Consider the following 13563-nt stretch of genomic DNA (forward strand, 5'->3'; position numbering starts at 1 on the left):
GCTCCAAAGATTCTCGGGTCAAGCTCGAGGAGGACGTCGAGTGCGGGAAAGGTGTGCACCAACAAAAACGCCGCGCATCCAGAGACACGCGGCGTCCAATCCTAAATCGCACCTAACCCTTAAAGCGCGATATCAGGCACCTTCTTGACCGGCGCACCCGCAGGCGCCGCACCGGCGCCCTTCAGCGCCTCAAGGTCGATCTGCGGCGGGGTCGGCAGCTGCAGGTGCTCGGCGGTGTAGGCCCATTCCTCACGTACCTTTTCCGGGTCGTCATTGAGTTTGGTGCCGTAGCTCGGCACGATCTGGCGCAGCTTCGTCTGCCATTCCGGCGTTGCCACCTTGTCCTTGAAGACTTTTTCCAGAACGCTGAGCATGATCGGCGCTGCGGTGGAAGCGCCCGGCGAAGCGCCGAGCAGGCCGGCGATGCTGCCGTCCCCAGCGGAGACGACTTCGGTGCCGAGCCGCAGCACGCCGCCCTTTTCTTCGTCGCGCTTGATGATCTGCACGCGCTGGCCTGCCTGCCAGAGACGCCATTCGCCCTGCTTGGCATTCGGGAAATATTCCTTCAGCGCAGCAAAACGGTCGTCATCCGACATCATCAGCTGGCCGGCGAGATATTCGACCAGCGGATATTCATCGATACCGACGCGCACCATCGGCCAGGCATTGCTGGTCGTGACGGAGGAGACGAGATCGAAATAGGAGCCTTCTTTCAGGAACTTGGTGGAGAAGGTGGCGAAGGGTCCGAACAGGATGACACGCTTGCCGCCCAGCACGCGGGTATCGAGGTGCGGCACCGACATGGGCGGCGAGCCCACCGAGGCCTTGCCATAGGCCTTGGCCAGATGCTGCATCGTCACATCAGGGTTTTCGTTGATGAGGAACGAGCCGCCGACAGGGAAACCGGCATAATCATCCGCTTCCGGAATGCCGGACATCTGCAGCAGATGCAGCGCGCCGCCGCCGGCGCCGATGAACACGAATTTCGCATCCACCATCTGTTCGGCATCGGTCTTGGTGTTGGTATAGGTCACGCGCCAGCTGCCATCGGCATTGCGCTGGATGTCGGAAACCTCGCTATTGACCTGCAGGTCGAAATTCTGGTCGCTCTGCAGATGCGAGACGAATTGGCGGGTGATTTCGCCAAATTCCATGTCGGTGCCGAGCGGCGACCAGGTTGCGCCAATCTTCTGGGAAGGATCTCGGCCTTCCATCATCAGCGGCACCCACTTCTTGATCTGCTCGGGATCGGTGGAGAACTCCATGCCGGCGAAAAGCGGGCTCGCCTTCAGCGCCTGATAGCGCTTTTCCAGATAGGCGACGTTCTCGTCACCCCAGACGAAGCTCATATGCGGCGTGTGGTTGATGAAGGAGCGCGGGTTCTTCAGAACGCCGTTGCGCACCTGCCATGCCCAGAACTGCCGGGAAATCTGGAAGGATTCGTTGATGTTGATCGCCTGGCTGATCTTGATGTTGCCCTTGTCGTCTTCGGGCGTGTAGTTCAGCTCGGCAAGCGCGGAATGGCCGGTGCCGGCATTGTTCCAGCCGTTGGAGCTTTCAAGCGCCACGCCATCCAGCCGCTCCAGCATCTGCATCGACCAGGTGGGCTCCAGCTCGCGCAGCCACACACCGAGCGTCGCGCTCATGATGCCGCCACCGATGAGAAGCACGTCGACCTTCTTGGCAGTCGTATTGGCGAGAAGCGCGGAAGAGGGCAGCGCTGCTGCGGCAAGCCCGGCGAGAGCACCACCCAGAACCTGTCTGCGGTTCATCGGCAATGCGTGGGAGAGGGAAGTTTCCTCGGAGAGATCAGTGAGCTGGGATTTGTCTTGATCGATGGGAGTCACGGCCATACCTGATTCTTGTTTTGTGTTAAAAACACTCCTCCCGACCGCCCCGTTATAGCAAAGCGCAAACCGGCACAACCCGGACTCATCCACCCCAGTTCAAGCGGTTTTGTGCGGATTTTGCCGTGGCGGACGGCCGATCTCACGGTTATGCCGATTATCATTTTGATGATTGTTAAGATAAGTTGCGGCTTTCAAACGGTTGAAAGCGTTCCCTGACGGGATTTTGCCAAAAACGCAGCGCCAGCACCCTTTCCACTGAGTTGCGATCCGCAAGGTGCCGCTTCAGGCACAATTTTTTTCAGAATAATGACGGAAATCCCGAAAAAGTGAAAAGGCCCGCCGATTCGGGCAGGCCTTCGCGCATTTTGGCTTGTGGCTGACGATCAGTTGGCGGCGAGGAATTCCGCGCAGTAGCTCGGACCGTTGACGCCCGGGCGATCGGAGATCGTGCGCACGGCGGTGATCTTGTAATCGCTGGAGACGACCAGCTGCACCGTGCAGGAAAGGGAGGCGGTGCGGGCGGGCGAAATCTGCCGGCCTTTTTTGCCATCCTTGCCTTCTTCGAACTTCGCCGGAATCGTCGCCTTCTTGTAGCCGCCGCGCCAGTTGTAGACGGTGGAGCTGCCGCTTTCGGTGTCGCTCAGCGGCGGGCCGAATTTGGCGAAGAAAATACCTGCGGACTGGCCGACCCAACGGGTCTCAACCGGGCTCTTCTGGGTGAAGGAGGGCGTGGAGCCATCGGTGGAAGTGGTGCAGGCCGAGAGCGCAATGGCAAACGCTGCAAGCGTTACGCTGCGAAATAGCATGGTGAAATGTCCTTTGTGCCGTGTCCGGCATCCCGCCGGTCATTCCGTTCCCCTAGCAGATTTGGCCGCGGCGGGCAGGGGAGCTGTGCGGCCCGATGAAAATTTCCTGCCACAATTGCTTTTTTGTAACGTTTTGAAGCCTTCCGCCCGGTGCCGCCGGTGCCTACCGGGGCTGTTCCAGCAGGTGGGGAAAACTTGTCATAAAAAATGCAATAAGCCGCTTGTCGAATGCCAGAGGCTGGTCTATAGAAGCGCCGCTGGTCACGGAGTGTAGCGCAGTCTGGTAGCGCACCACGTTCGGGACGTGGGGGTCGGAGGTTCGAATCCTCTCACTCCGACCAGCTAGAAGCCCGATAAATCAGCGGCTTGCAAAAAATCCCGATACTTGCTGAAAACCTCCATATCAAATCGTCATACATCAACCGGACCGGTCGCATCAGAGCCGGTTTGAATGCATTCGTCGCCCATGCCTCGGAGCCCAGTTGGGTAGGTTGTCGCAACTTCCTGCGCTTCCACTTTTCCGTATGCGCGAATAAAAGAGGCCCGTCGCTCCGCCAAGCGCCAGGCCCCAATGTCGCGGCCTGTTTCAGGGGACGCGCGACACGGACCGTCTTAGAAGTGTCAATTCAGGTCCACAATCCAAGAAGTTACCCGTGACAGTCGCGAGCCCCGAGTTTCAGGGCCATCGCCGTGATCAACTTATCGCGATCAAAAAAGAGGCCCGCTGCATTTTCAAGCAACGAGCCTCTGTTCGGCCGCTTGGCGGAGCGACCGAGGGCAAATTCGCCTTTTGCCCATGAACGCCGAATGAACGAGCGGCCTTCTGCGCCGCCGAGAAACAACCCGTAAAAATCCGCAAAGCAGATGGATCGGAAAGCTTCCTCAGCCGTTATCCAAACATACAACAATGGAGGATAACATGCTGAAGGGTATTGCACTGTGGGCTATGGGCGTTCCGATCTTCGTGATCATTCTGCTTTATATGTTCGTGTTTTAAGTCGCATCTGACGACTGGACCCAAACAAAAAGGCGACCACACCGTGGTCGCCTTTTGTCGTTCATGCCGGCATTCTCAGTCGAGATCGCTGATGAGCCGTGAGGCTGTTGCCGCATCCGTGCGCCGGATGTCGATCTCGTCGCGGTGCTTGGCAAGAAGCTCGCTCGCCAGCAGCTTTTCCGCGAGATCGGCAGGCAGCGAGAGAATGACCCGGTCGCCTTTTTCTTCCGTCGCGCCAGTATTGCGCTTTCCTGAAATCATGCCGCCCGCCACCGTATTGTTGGTGTCGGGGTCGATCAGGATGAAGGAACCCGTCGAGCGGTTCTGTTCATAGGGATCGAAGATCGCCGTCTCATCGAAGGAAAGCCTGACCTTGCCGATGGCGTTCATCGGCAGCGACGTCTCATGCGCCTGCCATTCGCCTTCCTTGAGGTTCAGCTGGCTGACGGGCTGCACACTGACACGCTGTCGGCGGCTGCCGCTTTTCAGCCAGTAGCGCTTGCCGGCCTCGATGCCTCCGGGCTGCAAAGCCACGATCTGCGCGTCGAAGGCAAGGCCAGTCTGAGGCTGCGCCTCGATGGAGACAATCATGTCGCCGCGCGAGACGTCCACCTGACGATCGAGCACCAGCGTGACGGCATCACCCGCCACGGCGGCATTGCGCACCAGGTCGAAAGTGACGATCTGCTTGACGTTAGCGACCATGCCGGAAGGCAGGATAACGACGCTGTCGCCCGGCTTCACCGAACCGCCGGCAACCGTGCCCTGATAACCGCGGAAGCTTTCGCCGGGACGCGAGACGCGTTGTACGGGAAAGCGGAAGCCGCCCGATTGCGCGGAGCGAACGGTCGCCAGTTCCAGCGTTTCCACCAGCGTCGGGCCTTCATACCAGGGCATGGAAGCCTTGCCTGACAGAACGACGTTTTCACCTTTCAGCGCCGACATCGGAATGGCGGTTATCTGCTTGATGCCGAGATCGGATGCGAAATCGCGGAACTCGTGGGCGATCAGTTCGAAACCGGCCTTGTCGTAATGCGTCAGGTCGATCTTGTTGACGGCCAGCACGAATTGCCGGATGCCCATCAGCGCCGCGATGGTGGCATGACGCCGCGTCTGTTCCAGAATGCCGGTACGGGCATCGACGAGCAGCACGGCGAGGTCGGCTGTGGAAGCGCCGGTCGCCATGTTGCGGGTATATTGCTCATGGCCGGGCGTGTCGGCCACGATGAAGGCGCGCCTGTCAGTGGCGAAATAACGATAGGCGACATCGATGGTGATGCCCTGCTCGCGCTCTGCCTGCAGACCGTCGAGCAGCAGCGCGAAATCGGGCAGGCCGAGATCGTTCTGCTTGCCGCTGTCGCGGTGCAGTGTCGCGGCCTGGTCTTCCTTGACGGCCTTGGTGTCCCAGAGGAGACGGCCGATCAGGGTCGACTTGCCGTCATCCACGCTGCCGCATGTGATGAGACGAAGCGGGCGGGTGTCGCGCGCTGCTTTCGAATGTTCAGCAAAGGGCAAAATGGTGGCCGTGGAAATGTTGGTGGTGGCAGAGGCGGTCATCAGAAATACCCCTCGCGCTTCTTTTTCTCCATCGAGCCGGACTGGTCGCGATCGATCGCGCGGCCCTGACGTTCGGAAACGGTGGCGATTTCGAGCTCGGCAATCACATCCTGAAGCGTCGCCGCCTCGGAACGGATCGCACCGGTGAGCGGGAAGCAGCCGAGCGTGCGGAAGCGGATCGAGCCACGCTTGATCTCTTCACCGGGCAAAAGCTCCAGACGCTCGTCTTCGGCAAGGATCATCATGCCGTCACGCTCGATATAGGGGCGCTCGGCGGCATAATAGAGCGGCACCAGCGGGATGTTTTCCGCCTCGATATAACGCCAGATGTCGACTTCGGTCCAGTTGGAGAGCGGGAAAGCGCGAACGCTCTCGCCCTTGCGGACCATGCCGTTATAGATGTTCCACAGTTCCGGTCGCTGGTTACGCGGGTCCCACTTATGGTCGGGCGTACGGAAAGAGTAGATGCGTTCCTTGGCGCGGCTCGCCTCTTCGTCGCGGCGCGCACCACCGAAGGCGGCGTCGAACTGGCCGGCGTCCAGCGCCTGACGCAGGGCTTCCGTCTTCATGATGTCGGTGTAAAGCGCCGATCCGTGGGTGAAGGGCGTGATGTTTTCCGCCGCGCCGCGCGGATTGGTATGGGAGATCAGCTCCAGATCGTATTCCTTGACGATATTGTCGCGGAATTCGATCATTTCCTTGAACTTCCAGCCGGTATTGACGTGCAGCAGCGGGAAGGGAATGCGGCCGGGGAAGAAGGCCTTGCGCGCGAGATGCAGCAGCACGGACGAGTCCTTGCCGATGGAATAGAGCATCACGGGCTTGTCGAATTCGGCTGCGACTTCGCGAAAGATATGAATAGCTTCGTTTTCAAGCGCCTTCAGATGGGGATCGAGCGGCGGCTTGGATGTGACAGTATTCTTGCTGTCCGTCTCGTGGACTGCGTTGGACATTGTGAACTCCGGGAATGTACTGAATGATTATCGTTGCGGGATGGCGGAGGTAGCGGAGGTCTGCTCCGCACCGGCGACGTGAAGACCGCATTCGCGCTTCTCGTCGTTTTCCCACCACCATCGTCCGGCGCGCTCAGGCTCACCGGGCTTGATGGCGCGCGTACACGGCTCGCAGCCGATGGACGGGTAACCGCGCTGATGCAACGGATTGATGGGGATGTTCTCCTGGGCGACATGCGCCTTGATGAGGTCGATATCCCAGTCAGCCAAAGGGTTGATCTTGATGAGATTGCGATCCGCATCGAATTCGGCAAACGGCGTCGTGGCACGATTGCCCGACTGGCCGCGACGGAGGCCGGTGATCCAGAATGCGGCACCATCAAGCGCCTTGCCGAGCGGGATCAGCTTTCTGACATGACAGCAGGCATGACGCGCCTCAACGCTTTCGTAGAAGCCGTTGAGACCGTATTTTGCGGCGTAGGCGTCTATATCGTCCTGTTCGGGACGGAAACGACGGATTTCGATGCCGAAACGCTCCTCGGTTTCATCGATGAGATCGACGGTTTCCTTGAAAAGACGGCCAGTTTCCAGCGTGACAACGTCAATCGGCAGGCGGTGGGTGCCGATCGCGGCGGTGATGACCTGATCCTCGATGCCGAGGCTGGTGGTGAAGACCGCGCGCCCGCCAAGGCCGGCGATAAACGAAAGCCGACCCGCCAGATCGAGCCCGGCAAGCGTGGCATCGAGGGAATCGGCATCGGCAGAGGCATTTGCTGAATTGATGGTCATTGTCACGTCCGGGATTTCCATGGCCGATTATTGTTGAAATCGGCGCTTTGGACGAGAAATGACAGTCTTTGTGCGCTGCACTTCAGAGCAAAAATGCCTCTCGCGCGCGTGCTATGAGCAAAAGATGCCCGTTCACCTTGTTCGCAGCCTGGATTTGAATTGTGACAACTTCTGCGCTAAGCCCTGATTGCCGGGTATCCGGGCTTGTGATCTACTGGTTTTACGATGATTTCGCAGAAGGCAAAATATGCGCTGAGGGCGCTTCTCTCGCTGGCCAAGGCCGACGGTGGCTGTCCTGTGCAGATTTCCGACATTGCCCGCGAACAGGCCATTCCGAAAAAGTTTCTGGAGCAGATCCTTCTCGAAATGAAGAAGGAACGCCTTGTCGAAAGCCGGCGCGGCAAGCAGGGTGGTTATCTTCTGGCTCGCCCGGCGGATGATATTACTTTCGGCGAGGTGCTGCGGCTCATTGATGGCCCCCTTGCTCCTCTGCCTTGCCTCTCCCAGACCGCCTATCGCCGCTGCGAGGATTGCGACGGCGAGAAGCAGTGCGAGATCCGCCACGTCTTCGCCCGTGTGGCCGATGCGACGCGCAACATCCTGTTCAACACCACCGTTGCAGATGCGGTGGCCGGTGTCGAAGTGCCCGAGCTTTTGACGGCCTGACGAAAAATTCGTCTAAAACACCTCAATATTTTTCGCCATCGCGGCAAAAAACCGGCAAAAATGTGAAACGCTTTTGCATTCAGCAAAGTTTTACACGACGCTTGTTGCGCCTTTCGCTTATGCTGCGCTGTATTTGTTGCCCGGAGAAACGCTCAAGGGAAACACTTTTTCGATCGTATTCGGCCTCATTGACCAACTCTACTCAACCGGTAGAGTTAAGCCATCGCAATCAGGAGGGAATACCGATGTCCAAGCTTCTGTCCGGTTTGAGCGTTGTCGCGCTCAGCCTCTCACTGGCACTTGGCGCAGCTGGCTCGGCCGCGGCGCAGACCAAGCTGCTGAACGTGTCCTATGATCCGACCCGTGAACTCTACAAGGATTTCAACGAAGCCTTCGCCAAGAAGTGGAAGGCCGACACCGGCGAGGACGTCACCATCCAGCAGTCGCATGGCGGCTCCGGCAAGCAGGCCCGTTCGGTCATCGACGGTCTGGAAGCCGACGTCGTGACGTTGGCGCTGCAGAGCGACATCGACGCCATCGTGCAGAATTCCGGCAAGATCAATAAGGACTGGCGCGGCCGCCTGCCGCATAATTCCTCCCCTTACACCTCCACCATCGTTTTCCTCGTTCGCAAGGGTAACCCGAAGGGCATCCATAACTGGGGCGATCTGGTGAAGGGCGACGTACAGATCGTGACCCCGAACCCGAAGACCTCGGGCGGTGCGCGCTGGAACTATCTCGCGGCCTGGGCTTGGGCCAATGAAGAGTTCAAGGGCGACAAGGACAAGATCAAGGCCTATGTCGGCGAGCTCTACAAGCGCGCTCCCGTTCTCGACACCGGCGCCCGTGGTTCCACGGTAACCTTCGCACAGCGCCAGATCGGCGACGTGCTGCTCGCCTGGGAAAACGAAGCCTATCTGGCCGGCCAGGAATTCGGCGCTGACGCTTTCGATATCGTCGTTCCGCCGATCTCGATCCTTGCCGAGCCGCCGGTCGCCGTGGTTGACGCCAATGTCGACGCCAAGGGCACCCGCAAGGCGGCCGAAGCCTATCTGCAATATCTCTATTCCGACGAGGGCCAGAATATTGCGGCGAAGCACTTCTACCGTCCGTCGAACCCGGCCGTTGTCTCCAAGGACCTGCTGAAGCAGCTGCCTGACATCAAGCTCGTCACCATTGACGACCCGATCTTCGGCGGTTGGGCAAAGGCGCAGCCGGAACATTTTGGTGACGGCGGCATCTTCGACCAGATTTACAAGCCCGCGAAGTAAGCGGATGATGGGGTGAAACGTAGTCACCCCGTCCCACGGGACAAGACAAATCAGAACCTGATCGACCGGACGCCGTGCCGGTCGATACTTTATAATAAGCGCCGGGGGAATACCGGCTCCCAGAGAGCACCTCCAGGACGGGCAGACCTCGGTTGACTGTCCCGGAAATGTTCAAAAACTAAGATTATCCGGAGCCTTGATGAGCAATAATATTTCCGGAAGCAGGTGGAAGTGGCGGCAGTCGAGCGTCATACCGGGCTTCGGCCTGACGTTTGGTTACACCGTCACCTATCTGTTTCTCATCATTCTTATTCCGCTTGGCGGCCTTATCTGGTCCACGGCGAAACTCGGTTTTGCAGATTTCATTGCGATTGCCACGGATAGCCGTACGCTGAATGCGTTGCGCGTCAGTTTTGGCACGGCGTTCCTCGCCGCATTGGTCAATGTGGTCTTCGGCGTCATCGTCGCCTGGGTTCTCACACGTTACCGCTTTCCCGGTCGCCGCTTCGTGGATGCCATCGTGGACCTTCCCTTTGCGCTTCCAACGGCGGTCGCGGGCATTGCGTTGACGGCGCTTTACGCCAATCGCGGCTGGGTCGGTTCGCTGTTTGAGCCCTATGGCATCAAGATTGCGTTCACGCCGACCGGCATCGTCATCGCGTTGATCTTCATCGGCCTGCCATTCGTGGTGCGCACCGTGCAGCCGGTGATGGAGGAGATCGACCGGCAGGTGGAGGAGGTGGCAGCAACGCTCGGTGCCAATCGTTTCCAGACCATCACCCGCATTCTGTTGCCGAGCCTCACACCCGCCATCCTAACGGGGTTTGCGCTGGCCTTCGCGCGTGGTGTCGGAGAATACGGCTCGGTCATCTTCATCGCCGGCAATATTCCCTACGTCTCGGAAATCGCGCCGCTCCTCATCGTCATCCGGCTGGAGGAGTTCAATTATGCGGCCGCCACCGGCATCGCCACCATCATGCTGATCATCTCCTTTGCCATGCTGTTCCTCATCAATCTCATTCAGGCCTGGAGCCGCAAGAGGTACGGTTATGTCTGAGACTGTTTCCCGCACCACGCCGCGTCCGTTCCGCGATCCCGCCAGCGAAAGCCTGCCAGCGCGGCTGGCCCTGATCGCCATCGCCTTCGTCTTCCTCGCCGCATTTCTCGTCCTGCCCCTGGTTTCGGTCTTCTTCGAAGCCTTCCGCAAGGGCACGGAAAGCTTCTGGGAGGCGATTTTCGAGCCGGATGCGCTTTCCGCCATTCGCCTGACGCTGCTCGTCGCCGCTATTTCGGTGCCGCTCAACCTCATTTTTGGAGTAGCGGCCGCCTGGGCCATCGCGAAATTCGAGTTCAAGGGCAAGGCATTCCTGATCACGCTGATCGACCTGCCATTCTCGATCTCTCCGGTCATATCAGGTCTGGTCTACGTCATCCTGTTTTCCTCCCACAGCGTGCTCGGCCCATGGCTGAAGAGTTACGGCATCGAGATCCTCTTTGCGGTGCCGGGCATCGTGCTCGCCACCATCTTCGTCACCTTTCCCTTTGTCGCGCGCGAGTTGATCCCGCTGATGCAGGATCAGGGCAATGGTGACGAGGAGGCGGCGATTTCGCTTGGCGCATCCGGCTGGCAGACCTTCTGGTACGTCACGCTGCCGAACATCAAATGGGGCCTGCTTTATGGCGTGCTGCTCTGCAACGCCCGTGCCATGGGCGAGTTCGGCGCTGTCTCGGTGGTGTCAGGCCATATTCGCGGCGAGACCAACACCATGCCGCTGCATGTCGAGATACTCTATAATGAGTACAATATCGGCGCATCCTTCGCCGTTGCGACGCTGCTTGCCGGTCTGGCTCTGGTGACCCTCGTTCTCAAAACCATTCTCGAAATACGCTTTGGCGCGGGCAACGCAGCCGGCAAGCATTGAAAGGCATCTTCATGGAAGTGAAAGTTTCCGGCATCACCAAGCAGTTTGATCGCTTTCCGGCGCTGAACGACGTGTCGCTCAACATTCGCTCGGGCGAGCTGATCGCGCTGCTTGGTCCTTCCGGTTCCGGCAAGACGACGCTGCTGCGTCTTATTGCCGGTCTTGAGCAGCCGACGACGGGCCAGATTTTCTTCGGCGACGAAGACGCCTCGCACCGCTCCGTGCAGGAGCGCAATGTCGGTTTCGTTTTCCAGCATTACGCGCTGTTTCGCCACATGACGGTGGCAGACAACATTGCTTTCGGCTTGAAGGTGCGACCCTCCGCCAAGCGTCCGCCAAAAGCGGAAATCCGCAAGCGCGTGTCCGAGCTTCTCGACATGGTGCACCTTTCCGGGCTTGAAAAACGCTACCCCTCGCAGCTCTCGGGTGGCCAGCGCCAGCGGGTGGCGCTCGCCCGCGCCGTCGCCATCGAACCGAAGGTGCTGCTTCTCGATGAACCCTTCGGTGCGCTGGATGCCAAGGTGCGCAAGGAGTTGCGCCGCTGGCTGCGCGAATTCCACGACCGCACCGGCCACACCACCGTCTTCGTCACCCACGATCAGGAAGAGGCGCTGGAGCTGGCGGACCGCGTCGTGGTCATGAGCCAAGGCAAGATCGAGCAGGTCGGCACCGCCGATGACGTCTACGACACGCCGAACTCGCCCTTCGTCTTCTCCTTCATCGGCGAATCCTCCAGCCTGCCGGTCACCATCCGTGATGGCCATGTGCTGTTCCAGGGCGAAAGCATCGGCGTAAACGAAAGCGGCGCAGGCGAGGGCGAATTGTTCTTCCGGCCGGAAGACGTGGTGCTGACGGATGAAAAGGACGCGCTTTACGGCAAGGTCACCACCTGTCGCCGCCTGGCCGGCACCCGCATCGCCGAAATCGACATCGCCAATAACGGCCATGAACCCTACCACCTCGAAATCGAAGTGCCGCTCAACGCCGCCGTGGCGGTGGGTGCCGAACTGCGGTTCCGCCCGACGCGGTGGAAGGTGTTCGGGAAGAAATAAGGAAGAGGTGACCGCCGTTTAGGGTCGATGATTTGTCGCTCTCCCCAGTTCTCCGTCATACCGGCCTTGAGCCGGTATCCAGCCAGCCCAAGTCCTTGGGCTTAAGGAGTCCTCTCGTCGCGCAGACGCGCGCCGGCTGGATGCCGGGTCAAGCCCGGCATGACGGAAGAGACGTGTCACGAGCAACACAAGATGCCGAATTTACAGCGCTAGCACATCCCACACCCTCATTCCTGTGCTTGTCACAGGAATCCAGCCGACGCGCGTCTGCGCGGCGAAAAGACTCCTTCCAGCCCGAAGACTTGGTCTGGCTGGATCTCTGTGACAAGCACAGAGATGAGGCAGGAGGGTGAGGCACACAGATGAGGGAGAAGCTACACGGAGATGAGCCAAGCATACGTACCCGCCCACAAATCCAGAAACGGAAAAGGGCCGCCTAAGCGACCCTTCCATGAGTTTGGTCCTGTTTACAGACCCGGGACTGTTTCTCAACGTTCCGAAGGCAGAAGAGGTTTACAACGAGGGCTGCCCCGTCGAAAACACACCCTTTCCATTGCCTGCACCAGAGACCGAAATCTCACTAGACATTGGATCACCTCCTTCCGATACGTTGAACATAACTAGAAGGTAGTACGATTCGTGAGTAATGCAAGAGGGCTAACTGAGAACTTACTCTGCAGCACCTAGTCGACCCGCATCACGATCTTGCCGATATGGCTGCTGCTTTCCATCAGCCGGTGCGCTTCCGCAACCTCATCCAGTGTGAAGACGCGGTTGATGACCGGTGCGACCTGGCCGCTTTCGATCAGCGGCCAGACCTGATCCACGAGATCGTCACGGATGGCGCGTTTCTCGTCCGCCGTGCGCGGGCGCATGGTGGAGCCGGTGACGGTCAGGCGCTTGACCATGATCGGCGTGAGGTTGACCTTGTCGGCCACGGCGCCCCCGAGAAAGGCGATGATGGACAGGCAACCATCCTTGGCCAGCGCCGCAAGGTTCTTTTCGAAATAGGCAGCACCGATCATGTCGAGAACGACATCGACGCCCTTGCCGCCGGTTTCGGATTTCACGACTTCGGCGAAATCCTCGTCGCGGTAATTGATCGCCCGTTTGGCGCCGAGCTTCACACAGGCCTCGCATTTTTCCGCAGAGCCCGCCGTCGCATAAACTTCCGCGCCGAATGCTTTGGCAAGCTGGATCGCCGTCGTGCCGATGCCGCTGGTGCCGCCGTGGATGAGCACGGTTTCACCTTCGGTCAGGCCCGCCATCTGGAAGAGATTGGCCCAGACGGTGAAGAAGGTTTCCGGCAAGGCTGCGGCTTTGACGGCGTCGTAGCCTTTGGGGAAGGGCAGGGCCTGCCCCGCGGGAACGGCGCAATATTGCGCATAACCGCCGCCATTGGCGAGCGCGCAGACCCTGTCGCCAAGATTGAATTCATCGACGCCTTCGCCAAGCGCAACAACCTCGCCGGCGATCTCAAGGCCGAGGATCGGACTTGCATCCTTCGGTGGCGGATAGGTTCCCTGGCGCTGCGCGACATCCGGCCGGTTGACGCCTGCTGCCTCGACCTTCACCAGAACCTCGCCTTTCGCGGGCTTCGGCAAAGGCGCTTGCGAAAGACGCATCACTTCCGGACCGCCATGCGAGGGAAGGTCGATGAAACGCATTTTTTCGGGCAGGGTCTTGGGGTCGGGCATGGT

Annotated in this window: 11 protein-coding genes and 1 tRNA gene; 6 read left to right on the plus strand and 6 right to left on the minus strand. The window is 59.4% G+C overall.

Annotated elements, in window-relative coordinates; translation table 11 throughout:
• Positions 1-119 precede the first annotated feature (119 nt).
• Complete coding sequence (gene mqo / locus QE453_RS12995) at positions 120-1853, minus strand: malate dehydrogenase (quinone) (RefSeq protein ID WP_162699286.1); 1734 nt, start codon at positions 1851-1853, stop codon at positions 120-122.
• Positions 1854-2233: 380 nt separating this feature from the next.
• Entirely contained in the window at positions 2234-2656 is a 423-nt protein-coding gene (locus QE453_RS13000; protein WP_006699999.1) for a hypothetical protein, read from the minus strand.
• Between the two features lie 264 nt (positions 2657-2920).
• On the opposite strand from QE453_RS13000, the gene QE453_RS13005 reads away from it, so the two are divergent.
• Positions 2921-2997, plus strand: a tRNA-Pro gene (locus QE453_RS13005).
• Between the two features lie 731 nt (positions 2998-3728).
• On the opposite strand, the gene cysN is transcribed toward QE453_RS13005, so the two are convergent.
• From cysN to QE453_RS13020, 3 genes are read right to left on the minus strand one after another with little or no spacing between them, the layout of a single operon-like run.
• On the minus strand, positions 3729-5210 hold the full coding sequence (cysN, locus tag QE453_RS13010; protein WP_162749703.1) for a sulfate adenylyltransferase subunit CysN: 1482 nt from the start codon (positions 5208-5210) through the stop codon (positions 3729-3731).
• Positions 5210-6163 (minus strand): sulfate adenylyltransferase subunit CysD, encoded by a 954-nt coding sequence (gene cysD, locus QE453_RS13015; RefSeq protein ID WP_107341204.1) that lies wholly within the window; start codon positions 6161-6163, stop codon positions 5210-5212. Before cysD ends, cysN begins: the two co-directional genes overlap by 1 nt.
• A 27-nt stretch (positions 6164-6190) precedes the next feature.
• Positions 6191-6973 (minus strand): phosphoadenylyl-sulfate reductase, encoded by a 783-nt coding sequence (locus QE453_RS13020; RefSeq protein WP_309777208.1) that lies wholly within the window; start codon positions 6971-6973, stop codon positions 6191-6193.
• A 204-nt stretch (positions 6974-7177) separates the two neighbouring features.
• On the opposite strand from QE453_RS13020, the gene QE453_RS13025 reads away from it, so the two are divergent.
• The 5 genes from QE453_RS13025 (at position 7178) to QE453_RS13045 (ending at position 11863) form a co-directional block, all read left to right on the plus strand.
• Positions 7178-7618 (plus strand): Rrf2 family transcriptional regulator, encoded by a 441-nt coding sequence (locus QE453_RS13025; RefSeq protein WP_004440445.1) that lies wholly within the window; start codon positions 7178-7180, stop codon positions 7616-7618.
• 245 nt (positions 7619-7863) lie between these two features.
• A complete protein-coding gene (locus QE453_RS13030; protein WP_004440447.1) occupies positions 7864-8889 on the plus strand; it encodes a sulfate ABC transporter substrate-binding protein in 1026 nt (341 codons plus the stop codon).
• 199 nt (positions 8890-9088) lie between these two features.
• The gene (gene cysT, locus QE453_RS13035) at positions 9089-9946 is read left to right on the plus strand and encodes a sulfate ABC transporter permease subunit CysT (RefSeq protein ID WP_006700003.1); all 858 of its coding nucleotides are present in this window, start codon (positions 9089-9091) and stop codon (positions 9944-9946) included.
• Entirely contained in the window at positions 9939-10811 is an 873-nt protein-coding gene (gene cysW / locus QE453_RS13040; protein ID WP_022555771.1) for a sulfate ABC transporter permease subunit CysW, read from the plus strand. Before cysT ends, cysW begins: the two co-directional genes overlap by 8 nt.
• Before the next feature lie 11 nt (positions 10812-10822).
• Complete coding sequence (locus QE453_RS13045) at positions 10823-11863, plus strand: sulfate/molybdate ABC transporter ATP-binding protein (RefSeq protein WP_309777209.1); 1041 nt, start codon at positions 10823-10825, stop codon at positions 11861-11863.
• Between the two features lie 683 nt (positions 11864-12546).
• Here QE453_RS13045 and QE453_RS13050 read toward each other — a convergent pair.
• Entirely contained in the window at positions 12547-13560 is a 1014-nt protein-coding gene (locus tag QE453_RS13050; protein WP_072494121.1) for an NAD(P)H-quinone oxidoreductase, read from the minus strand.
• Positions 13561-13563: the final 3 nt, after the last annotated feature.

Origin of the sequence: Agrobacterium sp. SORGH_AS_0440 (assembly GCF_031453135.1) — a bacterium.
GTDB lineage: Bacteria > Pseudomonadota > Alphaproteobacteria > Rhizobiales > Rhizobiaceae > Agrobacterium > Agrobacterium pusense.